Here is a 13609-nt window from a genome sequence, read left to right as displayed (position 1 = left end):
CGCCATGTCCGTCCCGGAGGTGACGCCGGCGCAGGTCCGCACGTGCCCGGAAGGCGACGATCACGACGCGGTGCGGTGGGGGCACGCCTTGATCATTCCGCCCGGCCGGAGATGGCTGCAACGACGACGACCGGCAACGGCGCTCGTGGCGTCGACCACCGGCGGCTCGAGCCTCGGTGGTGAAGGCCGAAGGCCGAGCGGGTCAGGCGTGCGTCCGTCCGGTCACCGCGGCGAGGGCCGCCGCGGCCGTCTTCTGCAGCTGATGTGCGTCGGCCCCGGCACGGGAGCGGAGGTTCACTCCGTAGGCGAGCAGGGCCAGCACGTCGGCGGAGGCCACAGGGTCGACGCCCGGGGCGAGCTGGCCCGAGGCTCCGGCCGTCAGCAGGGCAGCGCGCAGTGCATCGCGAAGTCGATCGTGGTGCCGGTCCACGATCTCCCGAACCCCCGGATCTCCGCTCTCGGCCCCCGCGTGCGCGTTGGAGACCATGCAGCCCCACCGCGCGTACTCACCGGTGCAGCGCGCCGCGATCAGGGCGTCGAAGAACTCCGAGATCGCCGGCAGCCCCCGCGCATCGTCGGCGAGCCGGCCGAACATCGGCTGGGAGCGCTGCTCGAGGTAGCGCCGCAGGGCGGCGAGGTAGAGGTCCCGCTTGCCGCCGAAGGTGGCGTACAGGCTGGAACGGCCGACCCCGGTCGCGGTCACGATGTCCTGGATTCCGGTCGAGGCCATGCCCTGCTGCCAGAACAGCTTCTCCACCGTCTCCAAGGTCGCGTCCGGATCGAAGTGCTTGATGTCCGGCATCCCGCCACCCTTCAACTTGAAATGATGGTTCCAAGATACTCCCCCAGGGTGCCGCCCCGGGCTATCTTGGACCGATCGTTTCAGGATAGTTGCAGCGCCCAACGCGCTGCCCTGCCAAGGGAGAACGCCCCGCCATGGCCCAGTTCCCGCTCCACGACGAGACCACCGCACCCGAAGCCGCCCGCCCCCATCTCGCCTCGGCGAAGCGCCGGATGGGCTTCATCACCACGCTCAACGCCGTGATGGCCGAGTCCCCCGAACTGCTCGCCGGGTACAACGCCCTCGCCGAGCAGTTCGGCAAGTCCTCGCTCCCCACCCCGGCCAAGCACGTCGTGTGGATCACCGCCAGCGTCGAGAACGACTGCGCGTACTGCGTGGCCGCACACTCCACCATGGCCCTGCGCTCGGGCCTTCCGCAGGAGACGGTGGACGCGCTCCGCGAGGCCAAGCCGCTGCCCGACACCGCCCTGGAAGCCGCCCGCCGCCTCACCCGGTCGATGGTCACCAACCGCGGCTGGGTGTCCGACGAAGAGGTCGACGCCTTCCTGGCCGCCGGCTACACCGAGCGCCACGTCCTCGACATCGTGCTCGGCGTCGGCATGAAGACGCTGTCCAACTACACCAACCACGTCGCCCACACCCCGCTCGACCCCGCCTGGGAATCCCAGGAGTGGACCAAGGCCTGAACAGAGCAGGACGTGACCCGCCGCGGCGCCAACGGCCCCCGCGAAGTCGGCCTCACCGACATCGAGCTGGTCGAGGTCATCGCGCACGTCGCCCGCAACATCTTCATCAACTACGTCAACGAAGCGCTCGACGTCACCGTGGAACGGCCGATCGTGCGGCCCCTCGATCGGCAGACCGCACAGCAGTGACACCGTGTCCGCCGCCGGGCCCAGCAACCCCGGCGGCGGACCGTCGTCTAACGAGACCTTACGAACCTCGGACCGCTGTCGCGAGGGCCTGGCGCCGGGGCCGTCGGCCGGATATCCCTGACGGGACACCCACAGCCGACCATCCGGAGTCACCCGATGCCGAACACCCGCCGTCGCCGCCCCTTGCTCGGCATCGCCACGGTCGCCGTACTCCTCGCCGCCGCTGTGGGCCTCTACCTCTTCCAGCCCTGGAAGGCCTTCACCAACACCACCGTCGACGAGGCCCTCCCCGCGGTCACGGCCACCACCGCGCCCACGAGCACCGCCGCCGCGGCACCTCCGAGCGCCTCCCCCGACGCCACCAGATCCACGAGCGGCCCCGCCGACCTCGCCCGCGGCACCTTCCGGTCCGGCGAACACGCCACGACCGGAACAGCGCGCCTCGTCCGCCTCCCCGACGGAAGCACCGTCCTGCGACTCGAGGACCTCGACACCTCCGACGGCCCTGACGTACACGTCTACCTGTCCACCGCCCCCGCAACCGAGTCCAAGTCGGACCACCTCGGCGCCAAGCCCCTCGAACTCGACCGCCTCAAGGGCAACCACGGCAACCAGAACTACGCCGTCCCCGCCGGCACCGACCTCACCGCCTACCGAAGCGCCGTCATCTGGTGCAAGCGCTTCTCCGTCGGCTTCGGAGCCGCCGACCTCACGCCCGTACCGAGCTGACCCTCACCGCACCACGGGCCCGGCCGATCCCGCGCCGCCCTGCGCCATACCAAAGAGGCCGCCGGTGCCTCCGTCCCGGAGTTTCCCCGGCCCGGGCGGCTGTCATCGCAGCGCGGCTGGGTTCAGTCGGCTTCGGCCTGGGCCTCGATGTCCTCGATGCCGCTGGGGCTGCCCGCGCGTATCCAGCGGACGAAAAGGCCGCCGCCGATGAGGAGGGTGGCGACGAGGGAGAGGATCGGCCAGCCGCGCAGCAGGTTGACGAGCAGGGTGAAGGCGACGGCTGCGGCGGCGATGGCGTTGACGGCGGCGAGCAGGGGCTTGCGTTCGGTGCGGGCGAAGCGGGTCATGGCGAGCAGGCCGACGAGGAAGCTGACGAACACCGAGACGGCGTAGAAGAGGACGAGTTCCTGTTCCTGGCCGGCGGCGGCGACGATGATCACTGCGGCGGCAGCGAGGTAGACCACGACGGACCAGTACGGGGTGTGGTGCTTGTTGGTGTGGCCGAGGATCGGCGGCAGCACGCCGGGGCGCTCGTCGGTGCCGGCGAGGGCCTTGAGGAGTCCGGGGCCGGCCTGGAAGGAGGAGCTGGCGGCAGCGAGCAGCAGCAGGGAGCTGGTGAGCTGGAAGGCGCCGTAGAGCCAGCCGGGGCCGGCGGCGGCGTGGGCGATGTCGGCGATCTGGGTGGAGTCGGCACCGGGCAGGCCGATGTGGAGCTTCACGGCGAGGGCGGTCAGGGCGAGGGTCAGGCCGCCGACGATGACCAGCAGCAGGGCCAGGGTGCCGCGGCCGAAGCGGCGCCGGTGGGTGTCGTCCAGCTGGCCGAGCTGGGCGATGGCGGTCGACGGGGCCTCGATGCCGGTGGCGAGGGCCATCGCGACGGGGAAGGCGAGGACGACCGCGAAGACCGCGGAGCGGCCCGGGTCGGTGTGGGCTGGCGCGGTGCCGATGCTGTGCGGCGCTGCGAAGCCGAGCACCACCACCGCGACGGCGGCGAGGACGAACACCACGGTCATCGCAGCGAAGAGCAGCCGGCCGCCGTGTCCGAACCAGGTCAGCCCTGCCACGATCACCAGCAGCACCAGGGCCAGCGGGATGCGGACCGGCGCGAGACCCGGGAACAGGGCGATCATCGCGCTCGCCGCCGCGGCGATCGAGATGCCGATGGTCAGCACGAAGTCGACCACGAGCGCGCCGATCGGCAGGAACGTCCACCGCGGACCGAACGCCCGCCCGGCCGCTGCTGCGGCGCCGCCGCCCTTGGGGAAACGCCGGACCAGCTGCCAGTAGTTCGCGGTGACGACCACGACGAGGCCGACCACCAGCGCCATGGTGGGCAGCAGCAGTCCCAGGTCGCCGTGGAGGGCGTGCAGGGCGGCCTCGATCGCGTACGCGACGGATGAGACCGGGTCGGCGATCACGGCGAACGCGAAGGCGAAAAACAGCACCGAGCGGCGCGGCCCGCGCGCGACCGGGATCGGCGGCGCGGCGGTGGGTGCGGCGGTCTTGGGGAAGGTCACGGCAGGACCCTTTCCGGGAAGAGACGGATTCCATCGCCGACCAGACTTCCCGGCACACCAGGCCAGAACAGTACGTCAATAGCCCGCCAGTAGCGCGTCAAGGAGTCGTTAAGACTTTGGCCCTGGAGCGATGCGTGTGCGCTCTGTACGCTGCCCTGCGCACGGCAGGGGGCCGGTGCAACGTGGGGGGCGGCTGTGGCGGTTGCGGTGGTGCTCGTGCTGGCGGGCCTGGTGGTGCTGGCGTGGTGCGCGGACCAGTTGGTGCTGGGGGCAGTGCGGATCGGCGAGCGGCTGGGTCTGTCGCCGGCGTTCGTCGGGGTGGTGGTCGTCGGCATCGGCACGAGTCTGCCGGAGCTGGCGGTCTCGGCTCTCGCGGCCGGTCGGGGTGAGACGGGCCTTGCAGTCGGCAACCTGGTGGGTTCGAACATCTTGAACGTGACCCTCGTCCTGGGCCTGGTCGGCATCGTCGCTCCGGTGGTCGCCGAGCCGCGCGTGGTGCGGACACTCGGGCCGCTGTCGGTCGGTGCGGTGGGGCTCTTCGCGGTCCTGGTCGGCGGCGGGCTGGGCCGCTCCGAGGGCACGGTGCTGGCGACACTGCTGGTCCTGGCGCTGCTGGCCCAGCTGCGGACCGCCCGGCTCGGCAGCCCCAGCGTCATGGCGGTGCCCGTGGCCATCGGACAGGTGTCCCTGGTGAGGGAGGTGCTGCGGACTGCTGTCGGTCTGGTGGGCACGCTGGGCGGTGCGCAGTTGCTGGTCGGGAACGCGACGGTGATCGCCGACCGGATGGGGATGTCGCAGGCGGTCATCGGGTTCACGCTGGTGGCCCTCGGCACGTCCCTGCCGGAGCTGGTGACCTCGCTGCAGGCGCACCGGCGCGGCGCGTCGGAGCTGCTGGTGGGCAACCTGCTGGGCAGCAACCTGGTCAACAGCCTCGCGGGCGGCGCGACCATCGCCCTCGCCACGCCGACCACTGCGGCGGGAAGGGTGCCCGGAGTCGGGGGTTCGGTGCTGACCGCGATGGCGCTGACCGGTGTGCTCGCGTGGATGCTGCTGGCCGGCGGGCGGCTCAGCCGCGGCGGGGCGCTGGTGCTGCTGGCGGTGTGCGCGGTGGTGCTGCCGCTGCTGACCGGCTGACCCGGCAGCTCACGCGCGGCCGCCGCCGGTGTGGGGTGGTTCGTCGTTCTGGAAGGTGGCGAGGCGGTCGAGTCCGACGGCGCGCAGGGCGGCGCGAGGCTGCGGGGCGGCGTTGCGGATGACGATCTCGCTGCCGGTCTCCCGGGCGGTCCGGGTGAGGGCGAGCAGGGCGGTGCTTCCGCTCGGCGTGATGTGCGGGACGCGGGCGAGGTCGATCTCGATCCGGGCGGGCGCGCTTCGCAGCGCGGCACGCAGGCGGTGGGCGACCTGGTCGGCGTTGGCGGTGTCGATGGTCCCGCGCAGCCTCACCAACACGGTCCTCGGGCCCGGCGCCCGAGCGCGGCCCGGCCGCAGGCGCTGGAGTGCGGCCCTCATCTCCCGGCCCGCCCGCTGCACTATCCACGCGCACGCGACCAGCAGGGACGTCTTGAACCATGTCTGGTCCACGATCGCCAGTGCGATCCAGGCCGTGGCTACGGCGCCGGCCAGCCAATCGGCCGCGACGGTGGCGGGCCATGCGAGGCGGTTCATCGGCGCTCGCCCGGGGCGGGCAGCGGGCCGGGGTAGATGAGCAGGAAGATCCCCCCGAGGGCACACAGGCAGCCAGCGGCGATGCCGAGCAGCACGACGGCCTCGGAGGTGTGCAGGGCGCGGGGGATCGTGTTGAGCGGGATGTTGCCGTAGAGCAGGAGCAGGCCGATGCCGCGGCGGCGGACCGGCTCGAGCCAGCCCCAGCCGCGCGGCACGCGGCCTGCGGCCATCAGGACGGCTGCCGGCACCCACACCAGGGACAGGATCGCCAGCAGGGTCCAGAGCACGGTGGCGGTGTTCACGGCCGCACCGCCCGGACGCAGGATGGTGCCGGTTGGCGGGGGCGGCGGGGGTGTGGCACGGTGCGGCTCCGGGGCGCGTCAGGTCATGACGCCGACCAGGCTTCCCGGCTCACCAGAACGCGATCGTAGCCGCCGGGCCGGCCTGCGGCGACAGGTGGACCGCGAGTCCGTCCCGCGTTCGGCCGTCAAAAGACTGTCAGAGAACCGTAAAAGTCGGATAAAGTCCGTGGTGGAGTGCCGGAAAGCCTGGTCGGCGAGCAAGGGGACAGCCCTCTTTGCTCCTCGCCGATCCGGGGGTGACCCATCGTGGTACTCGTCGCGTGCTTCGGGGCCGCACTGCTCGTCGCGGTCCTGCTGTCGGGCCTGGCGGCCCGCTCCGTGCTCTCCGCCTCACTGCTCTTCCTGGTCTCGGGCGCGCTGGTGAGCGACGGATTCCTCGGCCTGATCCACATCACCCCGGACAGCCCGATCGTGGCGGCGACCGCGGACCTGGCCCTGTTCACGGTGCTGTTCACCGACGGCATGCACGTCTCCTTCCCCTCCCTGCGCGCCGCGTGGCGCAACCCCGCCCGCGCGCTCGGGCTCGGGATGCCGCTCGCGTTCGTCGGCATGGCACTGGTGACGCACTTCCTCGTCGGGCTGGATTGGACGACGTCGTTCCTGGTCGGGGCGGTGCTGGCGCCGACGGACCCGGTGTTCGCCTCGGCGATCGTCGGCCGCAAGGAGGTCCCGGCCCGGCTGCGGCAGCTGTTGAACGTGGAGTCGGGGCTGAACGACGGACTGGCGCTGCCGGTGGTGCTGGTGCTGATCGCCGCCGCCGGACCCACCTCCCCGGGCGCCGAGTCCTCGCTCGGCGCGATCGGCCTGGAACTGGCCGGGGGCCTGGCGCTGGGTGTCGTGCTGCCGATCCTGGTCAACCTGCTGGTGCGCGTACCAGTGCTCGGCGCCGAGGCGAAGCTCCAGCCGCTGCTGCCGCTGGCAACCGGCGTCATCTTGTACGCCGTCTGCCACCTGACCGGCGCCAACCCCTACCTCGCCGCGTTCTCCGCCGGCGCGGTCCTCGCCTCGGTCTCGCCGGAGTCCAAGCACGCCTTCGAACCGCTCGGCGAGGCACTGGCGGAGCTGTCCAAGTTCGCCGCCCTGCTGGTCTTCGGCGCCCTGCTCACCCCACAGCTGTTCGGCGACCTGAGCATCGGCGGATACGTGGCCGTCGGCCTGGCGATCCTGCTGATCCGCCCCGCCTCGCTGCTGATCTCCCTGATCCGCTCTCGGATCGACCGGCGCGAGCAGCTGGTCGCCGCCTGGTTCGGCCCCAAAGGCTTCGCCTCCGTCGTCTACGGCCTGCTCGTCCTGCAGGCCGGCATCCCGCAGGGCCGGCAGGCGTACACCCTGATCGCGGTGTGCATCGCCGTCTCGATCGCGGTGCACTCCAGCTCGGACGTTCCGGTGGCCCGGCTCTTCGACGTCGAGGAGCCGGCCCCGTCGGCCGGCGCCGACGATGGAGCAGGAGCGGCTGCGGCGGATTCGTCGCGCTCGGCACCGACCGGGGCCATCCCCGCCCAGGCGACCGCCTCGTCCCTCTCGAAGGAGCACCCCGATGCGCGCACGTGACCTCGCCGAGCCCTACCCCACGGTCGCCCTGGATGACCAGGCCCTGGACGCCGCCCGTCTTCTCGCCGTGCACCGCCTGCCCGGGGTCCTGGTCGTGGACGGCCCCGGCACCCCGCGCGCCCTGCTGCCCGCCTCACAACTGGTGCGGCTGCTCGTGCCCGGCTACATCATGGAGGACCCCACCCTTGCCGCGGTGATCGACGAGGCCCACGCCGACCGGCTGTGCGAGGCCCTCACCGGCCTGCGGGTGCGCGACTGCCTGCCCACCGACGCACCCGCGCCATCGGTCGCCGACGCCGACGACACCGCGGTGGAGATCGCCACGCTGATGGCCCGCACCCGCAGCCCCCTGGTCGCCGTCGTGGAACGCGCACCCAACGGCCCACGCAACCCGGCACCCGGACGGCTGCTCGGCGTGATCACCGCCTCCCACCTGCTCCACCGTCTCCTGGGAAACCCGTGAACAACTGGCAAGCCTGGGCGTCACTGGCCGTCTTCGCCGCCGCCTACGTCCTGATCATCACCGAGTGGGTCCACCGCGTCGCCGCCGCCCTCGGCGGCGCAGGCGCGATGCTCGCCCTGCGGGCCACCGACGACGAGGCCGCGTTCTTCTCCACCCACTCCGGCATCGACTGGAATGTCATCTTCCTCCTCACCGGGATGATGATGATCGTCGGCGTACTCCGGCGCACCGGCCTGTTCGAGTACCTGGCCATCTGGGCGGTCAAGCGCGCCCGGGCGAAGCCGTTCCGGGTGATGGCCATGCTCATGATCATCACCGCCGTCGCCTCCGCCCTGCTCGACAACGTCACCACCGTGCTGCTGGTCGCCCCGGTCACCCTGCTGGTCTGCGACCGCCTGAAGCTCAAGGCCGCGCCGTTCCTCATCGCCGAGGTGTTCGCCTCGAACGTCGGCGGAATGGCGACCCTGGTCGGCGACCCACCGAACATCATCATCGCCAGCCGAGCCGGCCTGTCGTTCAACGACTTCCTCGTCCACCTCGCCCCGCTCGCCGTAGTCCTGACCGTGGTTCTGGTGGCGATGTGCCGCCTCCTGTTCCGCCGCTTCTTCGTCTACGACGAGGACCGCGCCGCCGAGGTCATGTCGCTCAACGAGCGCGAGGCCATCCGCGACCCTCGCCTGCTCGTCCAGGGCCTGGTCGTGCTCGCCCTGGTCATCGCCGGGTTCGTCCTCCACTCTGTCGTGCACTACGCGCCGTCCGTGGTCGCCCTCCTGGGCGCCGGACTGCTCGTCGCGATCTCCAAGGTCGAGATCAAGGACGTGCTCGGCGAAGTCGAATGGCCCACCCTCGCCTTCTTCGCCGGCCTGTTCATCATGGTCGGCGCCCTGATCGAGACCGGCGTCATCGGCGAGGTCTCCCGGGCCCTCGCGGACGCGACCGGCGGCGCGCCCCTCGGCTCCGCCATGCTCCTCCTGTGGGCCTCCGCCGTGCTGTCCGCGATCGTCGACAACATCCCCTACGTCGCCACCATGGCCCCCATCACCGCCGACCTCGTCCACACCGTCGGCGACACCCACGGCCACGTCCTGTGGTGGGCCCTCGCCCTCGGCGCCGACCTCGGCGGCAACGCCACCGCCATCGGCGCCTCCGCCAACGTCGTCGTCCTAGGCATCGCCGAACGAAACCGACAACCCATCAGCTTCTGGACCTTCACCCGCTACGGCATCCCCGTCACCGCCGTCACCATCGCCATCTCAGCCCTCTACCTCTGGCTGCGCTACTACGCCCTGGCCTGACACGGACGGACCGCCCGGCGCAGGTCCTGCGGCGGGCGGCTCCGAGTCGCAGAGCGCCCACGCGGTGCCCCGTTTGTGTGAAGGCGAACCGGATGCTCCGGAGATGGCAGTACGCGCTGCCTGCGCGCTGCTGTTCGCCGCCGCCTAGACGGGCGTACTCGCCTGCGAGCGGCACATCGCCTGGCTCTCCGTGCTCTGCCCACCGGCATCGGCCCGGTCATGGTTGGCCGTGTCGTCCTGCCGGGGCGTCTGCGGGAAGCGGTATTCCGCGTCCCTCCAGTCGGCGAGGACCTCGGTCGCGGCGGGCAGGCATCCGACCGGGGCCGGGCGAGATGACGGTCGGCGGCGCGCGCCCGCGTTCCCGGTCCGACGCGCGGGGTAGGCGGGCGATCGGGTGCGCCTGGCCCTGGGAGCGCGAGGCGGTGCGGCGGGACAATCGGGGCAGCCTCGATGGCGCGAGGTTGCAGGAGCCGCGCAGGAGGTGCCATGAGCGGTGCGAGGAATGCCCGCCGTAGGCGGCGGCTCGGATGGTGGCACCACGTGGTGCAGGCCTCGGGGCTGGACCGACGCGAGCTGCGCCGGCCCGTCGACCGGACACGCAGCCGTCTGAAGCTGGCGCTGCCGCTGCTGCTGGCACTGGCCGCGGCCTGCTCGGTATTCGCGGCCGTGGCCAACTTTCACCACGGGCAGGCCGAGGCCCGCGCGCAGGCGGCTCACCTGCACCGGATGGACGCTGTCGTGGCCTCCCTTCCGGCGCAGCAGGTACGGCGGCACATGACGCACCCAGCCGCGGGCGCGCGGACGCCTCGTGGGTGGCCCCGTCCGGCCAGACAGTGACCGGGTGCATACCCGTCGCGGCCGGGGTAGGGCCAGGTTCGACGGTCGCCCTGTGGGTCGACGACGCGGGTGCACCGGCACGCGTTCCCCAGTCTGAGGTGGAGCTGCGCGGCAGCGCCGTCGTGATCGGCATCGGCACCATGTCGGGCCTGTCCCTGGCCGTGGTGGCCGCGCTCGCGGAGGTCGGGCGGCGCGTCGAGCGCCGGGCCGAGGCGCTCTGGGAGCGGGAGTGGGAGCGAGTGGAGCCGGGGTGGTCCGGCCGTGCCCCCAGCCCGCCGAGCGGTTTCGTGTCCTGAGCACGCGGCAATTCACGGCGCGGCCGTGCCCGCGCGCAGCGGGGAGGAGGTACATGATGGCCTCGACGATCGGGGCGGCGTGTGGCGGGTCCGCCAGCCTGACCTTCGTCACCGCCCAACTGCGCACGGGCCGCGGCAGGGTCACCGTCTACCGGGTCACGGCCACCATCTCCAGCGCCCTCAGCAGCGCCGTCTACGACGGCCGGCTCGCCCGCAACCCCGCCAAACCCTCACTCCTCCGCCGCCCCACCTGAGCCCCCAGACGCCTGTGTAGCGAGGAGCAGGCCGCCCGCTTCCTGCGACCGGCGTCCCCCGCATCGCCATCCACGACCTGCGCCACGTCATGACCAGCTTCGCCCTGGCCGCCAGCGTCCCCCTGCCCGTCATCTCCAAGACCCTGCGTCACCGCACCCTGTCGACCAGCGCGAACACCTACGCCGACCTCACCCGCCTCGCCGCCCGCGCGGCCGTCGACGCCGTCGCGTGGACCCTCGACAACGCCGACCGCGCCATCCTCGGACGACCCGTCTGCCGCGCCCAGCGACCCTCGCACCAGCACCCACGCCCAAACCGGCAACTGCCCGCATATCAGCAGGCACGAACAGAAGAACCATCGCCGCCATGGCCGATGTGGCCCGGCGACCACAATGCGACCACCAGCTGACGCAACAACAGAAAGAGCCGACACCTGCTTCCCAAGCACCTGCTGTCACACGGCGGATTCGTATCACCGGCCGACCGGTTGACGTCAGATCGGCCGGCCTTCGCCACCATCCTGTTCGCGCCGCAGCGACCGGCGGCGACCCTCGATGTCGCGTACAACCGCAGGGCGGCGCGACGACCATCCGGTCGGGGGTGGCCCGGACAGTCAGCCCTCCCACGCCGCGACACGCGAACGACCGACAGAAGACGCCGACACGCGATCGTCGTGGCGGCCTCGACCCGCCCTCCGGGGCAGTGTGACCCGCCCCGGGATCCAGAGGCAACCTCACCGAGCAGGTCCTCGCCGCGGCCCGCCCGGAGGATCATCGTCAACCTGGTTTCCTGTCAGGCGCTTTGGCGACTCGACAACGATGCGGCATGGCGGATCGACTACCAGATCGCCTCCCCCGGCCTGGCCGAGCGGGCCGTCAAGGCCTACGTCGAGCGTGCCGCCACCCACGAGGAGCGCTGGTCCGATCACGCCCCTGTAACCGTGCACTACGACCACTGACTCTGGTCGGTTCGGCCGAGCTGCTTCACGCGCGCGCAGCGGGGGAAGCTCAGCGCCGACGGCCTTTCGCCGTCACCCCGCCCCATCCGCAAAACGCATACCAACGGCATAGCGCGCAGATGACCGGCAGTCAGCTGGACGAACAGGCCAATCACCTCGAAGCGCCGAAATCAGTAGCGCCACCGAGCGCCCTGCGGCTGCACCATCACTGGCGTCGTGACCCTGCCAGGAGGCGCCGCGGGGCGTCGGTTGTCATCGGGGCGCGGACTCAGCGGAGTTCCGTTGCAGCCATCGCTCGGTGTTGCCGACGTGCATCAGTGCGGCTGCCTTGCTGAGAGAGGCGTCACGACTGGCCAGGGCCTCGTAGATCGCCTCGTGTTCGACGAGGGTTCTCCCGGCGGCTTGGGCGTCGACCAGGCCGCGCCAGATGCGGGCGCGAAGGGTACGGCCGGAGATGCCCTCCAGCAGGGTGAGCAGTGACTCGTTTCCGGTGGCCGCGATGACGGCATGGTGGAATGCCGCGTCGTGTGCGTTCAGCTTCTCGACGTCGTCCTTTGCCTCCCGCATGGCGTCCAGGTGGCGCTTCACCTCGGCAAGTCCCTCGTCGGAGATCCGGACGGCGGCCAGCGCGGTGGCTGCGGGTTCGAGGAGTCGCCTGACCTCCATCAGGTCGAGCAGGGCATCGGAGTCACCCTGGAGGAGATCCACCGCACCGCCGAGGCCCTCGAGCAGGAGACTCGGCTGCAGGCTGGTGACGTAGGTGCCGTCGCCTCGCCTGACCTCGAGTACCCGTGCGACGGCCAGCGCCTTGACCGCCTCGCGTGCGAGGTTACGTGACAGGCCGAGCTGAGCCGCCAGCTCCTGCTCCGGGGGCAACTTCGAGCCCGGAGGCAGTGCACCCGAGCGGATGAGCTCACGGATCTGTGCGATGGCCCTGTCCGTGAGAGACAACGGGAACTCCTTCCGTGAGTGTTTGCCGTGCGGCACCCGGTCCGCTGGAATCGACGCGTGTGTCGGACCTGATCAGGCCCCGACTGCGGAGATCCTCCCAGAGGCCTTCGGGGATGTGCTGTCCGTACAGCGCCGCGTTACGCGACACCTGTTCCGGATTCCGCATGCCGAGGGTGACGTTGATGATACTGGCGTGAGTGAGCGGAAATGCGATCGCTGCGGCGGGGAGGGTGGTGCCGTGCTGCTCACAGACCTCGGCGATCGCCCGGGCACGGGCGACAAGTACGGTCGGGGCGTCCTGGTAGTCGTACTTCATGCCCTGCGCGGGCCGGTCACGGGAGAGCAGCCCCGAGTTGAACACGCCGACCGCCACGACGCTCTTGCCGTGCTCCTGAGCGGCGGGCAGGACGTCGTCCAGTCCCGACTGGTCGAGGAGGGTGTAGCGCCCGGCCAGCATGACCACGTCCGCGGCGGTCTCGCGAAGGAAACGCGCCAGCATGGCCGACCGGTTCATCCCGGCGCCGATGGCACCGAAACCCCTTGATCGCGCAGTTCCGCCAGGGCGGGCATGGCTTCCTCGGCTGCCTGCGGCCAGTGGTCGTCGGGGTCGTGCAGGTACACGATGTCCAAACGGTCCAGCCCCGTGCGCTCCAGCGTGTCCTCGATGGAACGGAGGACGCCGCCCCTGCTGAAGTCCCATTGCCGGCGCAGGTCGTCCGGTACGGCGAAGCCTTCGGTGTCCGTGCCTCTCGGCTGCTCGTTGGGCACGAGCAGCCGGCCCACCTTGGAGGACACCACGTACGAGTCACGCGGGCGATCCCGGAGGGCAGCTCCCAGGCGGTGCTCCGAGAGCCCGAGTCCGTAGTGCGGTGCCGTGTCGAAGTACCGGATGCCGGCGTCCCAGGCCGACTCGACGGCGGCTGCAGCGTCACGGGTGGATGTGATCCGGTACAAGTTGCCGATGGCCGAGGCACCGAAGCCGAGTTCGGTGAGCTCGACGGAGGTGTTCGTGATCTTCCGATGTCGCATGAGGTCCTCCTCGGGACGCGGTGA

General features: G+C 71.3%; 16 protein-coding genes and 2 pseudogenes. 12 read left to right on the top strand and 6 right to left on the bottom strand.

Translation table 11 applies throughout. The features are described 5' to 3' along the window. Positions 1-202 precede the first annotated feature (202 nt). The gene (locus FB465_RS32290; RefSeq protein WP_145796289.1) at positions 203-802 is read right to left on the bottom strand and encodes a TetR/AcrR family transcriptional regulator; all 600 of its coding nucleotides are present in this window, start codon (positions 800-802) and stop codon (positions 203-205) included. A 134-nt stretch (positions 803-936) separates the two neighbouring features. On the opposite strand from FB465_RS32290, the gene FB465_RS32285 reads away from it, so the two are divergent. From FB465_RS32285 to FB465_RS32280, 3 genes are all read left to right on the top strand, one after another. Beyond that, positions 937-1488: a carboxymuconolactone decarboxylase family protein gene (locus FB465_RS32285; protein WP_145796288.1), complete on the top strand. Its 552-nt coding sequence runs from the start codon at positions 937-939 to the stop codon at positions 1486-1488. 12 nt (positions 1489-1500) lie between these two features. Next, a complete protein-coding gene (locus FB465_RS36070) occupies positions 1501-1677 on the top strand; it encodes a carboxymuconolactone decarboxylase family protein (RefSeq protein ID WP_170290733.1) in 177 nt (58 codons plus the stop codon). 156 nt (positions 1678-1833) lie between these two features. Continuing rightward, positions 1834-2406, top strand: coding sequence for a DM13 domain-containing protein (locus FB465_RS32280; RefSeq protein WP_145796286.1), 573 nt, complete (start codon positions 1834-1836; stop codon positions 2404-2406). Positions 2407-2528: 122 nt separating this feature from the next. Here the strand turns inward: FB465_RS32280 and FB465_RS32275 are convergent, their stop codons facing one another. Then, complete coding sequence (locus FB465_RS32275) at positions 2529-3923, bottom strand: amino acid permease (RefSeq protein ID WP_145796284.1); 1395 nt, start codon at positions 3921-3923, stop codon at positions 2529-2531. A 195-nt stretch (positions 3924-4118) separates the two neighbouring features. Between FB465_RS32275 and FB465_RS32270 the strand changes: the two genes are divergently transcribed. Further along, on the top strand, positions 4119-5057 hold the full coding sequence (locus tag FB465_RS32270) for a sodium:calcium antiporter (protein ID WP_145796282.1): 939 nt from the start codon (positions 4119-4121) through the stop codon (positions 5055-5057). A 9-nt stretch (positions 5058-5066) separates the two neighbouring features. Here the strand turns inward: FB465_RS32270 and FB465_RS32265 are convergent, their stop codons facing one another. Together FB465_RS32265 and FB465_RS32260 are read right to left on the bottom strand one after the other, a co-directional pair. Further along, positions 5067-5588 (bottom strand): STAS domain-containing protein, encoded by a 522-nt coding sequence (locus tag FB465_RS32265; protein WP_145796280.1) that lies wholly within the window; start codon positions 5586-5588, stop codon positions 5067-5069. Beyond that, positions 5585-5890 carry a hypothetical protein gene (locus tag FB465_RS32260; protein ID WP_145796279.1) on the bottom strand — a complete coding sequence of 102 codons (306 nt, stop codon included), beginning with the start codon at positions 5888-5890 and terminating at the stop codon, positions 5585-5587. The genes FB465_RS32265 and FB465_RS32260 overlap by 4 nt, the downstream gene beginning before the upstream one ends. A 306-nt stretch (positions 5891-6196) precedes the next feature. On the opposite strand from FB465_RS32260, the gene FB465_RS32255 reads away from it, so the two are divergent. The 8 genes and pseudogenes from FB465_RS32255 to FB465_RS37240 all read left to right on the top strand — a co-directional run. Then, positions 6197-7501 (top strand): cation:proton antiporter, encoded by a 1305-nt coding sequence (locus tag FB465_RS32255; RefSeq protein ID WP_145796277.1) that lies wholly within the window; start codon positions 6197-6199, stop codon positions 7499-7501. Beyond that, positions 7488-7964: a CBS domain-containing protein gene (locus tag FB465_RS32250; protein ID WP_145796275.1), complete on the top strand. Its 477-nt coding sequence runs from the start codon at positions 7488-7490 to the stop codon at positions 7962-7964. The genes FB465_RS32255 and FB465_RS32250 overlap by 14 nt, the downstream gene beginning before the upstream one ends. Beyond that, positions 7961-9259: an ArsB/NhaD family transporter gene (locus tag FB465_RS32245; protein WP_145796273.1), complete on the top strand. Its 1299-nt coding sequence runs from the start codon at positions 7961-7963 to the stop codon at positions 9257-9259. Before FB465_RS32250 ends, FB465_RS32245 begins: the two co-directional genes overlap by 4 nt. A 486-nt stretch (positions 9260-9745) precedes the next feature. Beyond that, on the top strand, positions 9746-10096 hold the full coding sequence (locus FB465_RS32240) for a hypothetical protein (protein WP_145796271.1): 351 nt from the start codon (positions 9746-9748) through the stop codon (positions 10094-10096). Positions 10097-10194: 98 nt separating this feature from the next. After that, complete coding sequence (locus FB465_RS32235; RefSeq protein WP_145796270.1) at positions 10195-10392, top strand: hypothetical protein; 198 nt, start codon at positions 10195-10197, stop codon at positions 10390-10392. A 56-nt stretch (positions 10393-10448) separates the two neighbouring features. After that, a complete protein-coding gene (locus FB465_RS32230) occupies positions 10449-10646 on the top strand; it encodes a hypothetical protein (protein WP_145796267.1) in 198 nt (65 codons plus the stop codon). An 89-nt stretch (positions 10647-10735) separates the two neighbouring features. After that, positions 10736-11056 (top strand): hypothetical protein, encoded by a 321-nt coding sequence (locus tag FB465_RS32225; RefSeq protein WP_145796266.1) that lies wholly within the window; start codon positions 10736-10738, stop codon positions 11054-11056. Between the two features lie 402 nt (positions 11057-11458). After that, positions 11459-11605: pseudogene (locus FB465_RS37240) on the top strand (exodeoxyribonuclease III); the annotation flags it as partial. A gap of 252 nt (positions 11606-11857) precedes the next feature. On the opposite strand, the gene FB465_RS32215 reads toward FB465_RS37240, so the two are convergent. Together FB465_RS32215 and FB465_RS32210 are read right to left on the bottom strand one after the other, a co-directional pair. After that, positions 11858-12556, bottom strand: coding sequence for a FadR/GntR family transcriptional regulator (locus FB465_RS32215; RefSeq protein ID WP_145796264.1), 699 nt, complete (start codon positions 12554-12556; stop codon positions 11858-11860). Then, positions 12519-13585: pseudogene (locus FB465_RS32210) on the bottom strand (aldo/keto reductase). The gene FB465_RS32215 and the pseudogene FB465_RS32210 overlap by 38 nt, the downstream one beginning before the upstream one ends. Positions 13586-13609 lie beyond the last annotated feature (24 nt).

The sequence above is a fragment of the Kitasatospora atroaurantiaca genome, from assembly GCF_007828955.1.
GTDB lineage: Bacteria > Actinomycetota > Actinomycetes > Streptomycetales > Streptomycetaceae > Kitasatospora > Kitasatospora atroaurantiaca.
Note: the sequence above shows the minus strand (reverse complement) of the source record. Positions and strands in the feature narration are given on the sequence as shown.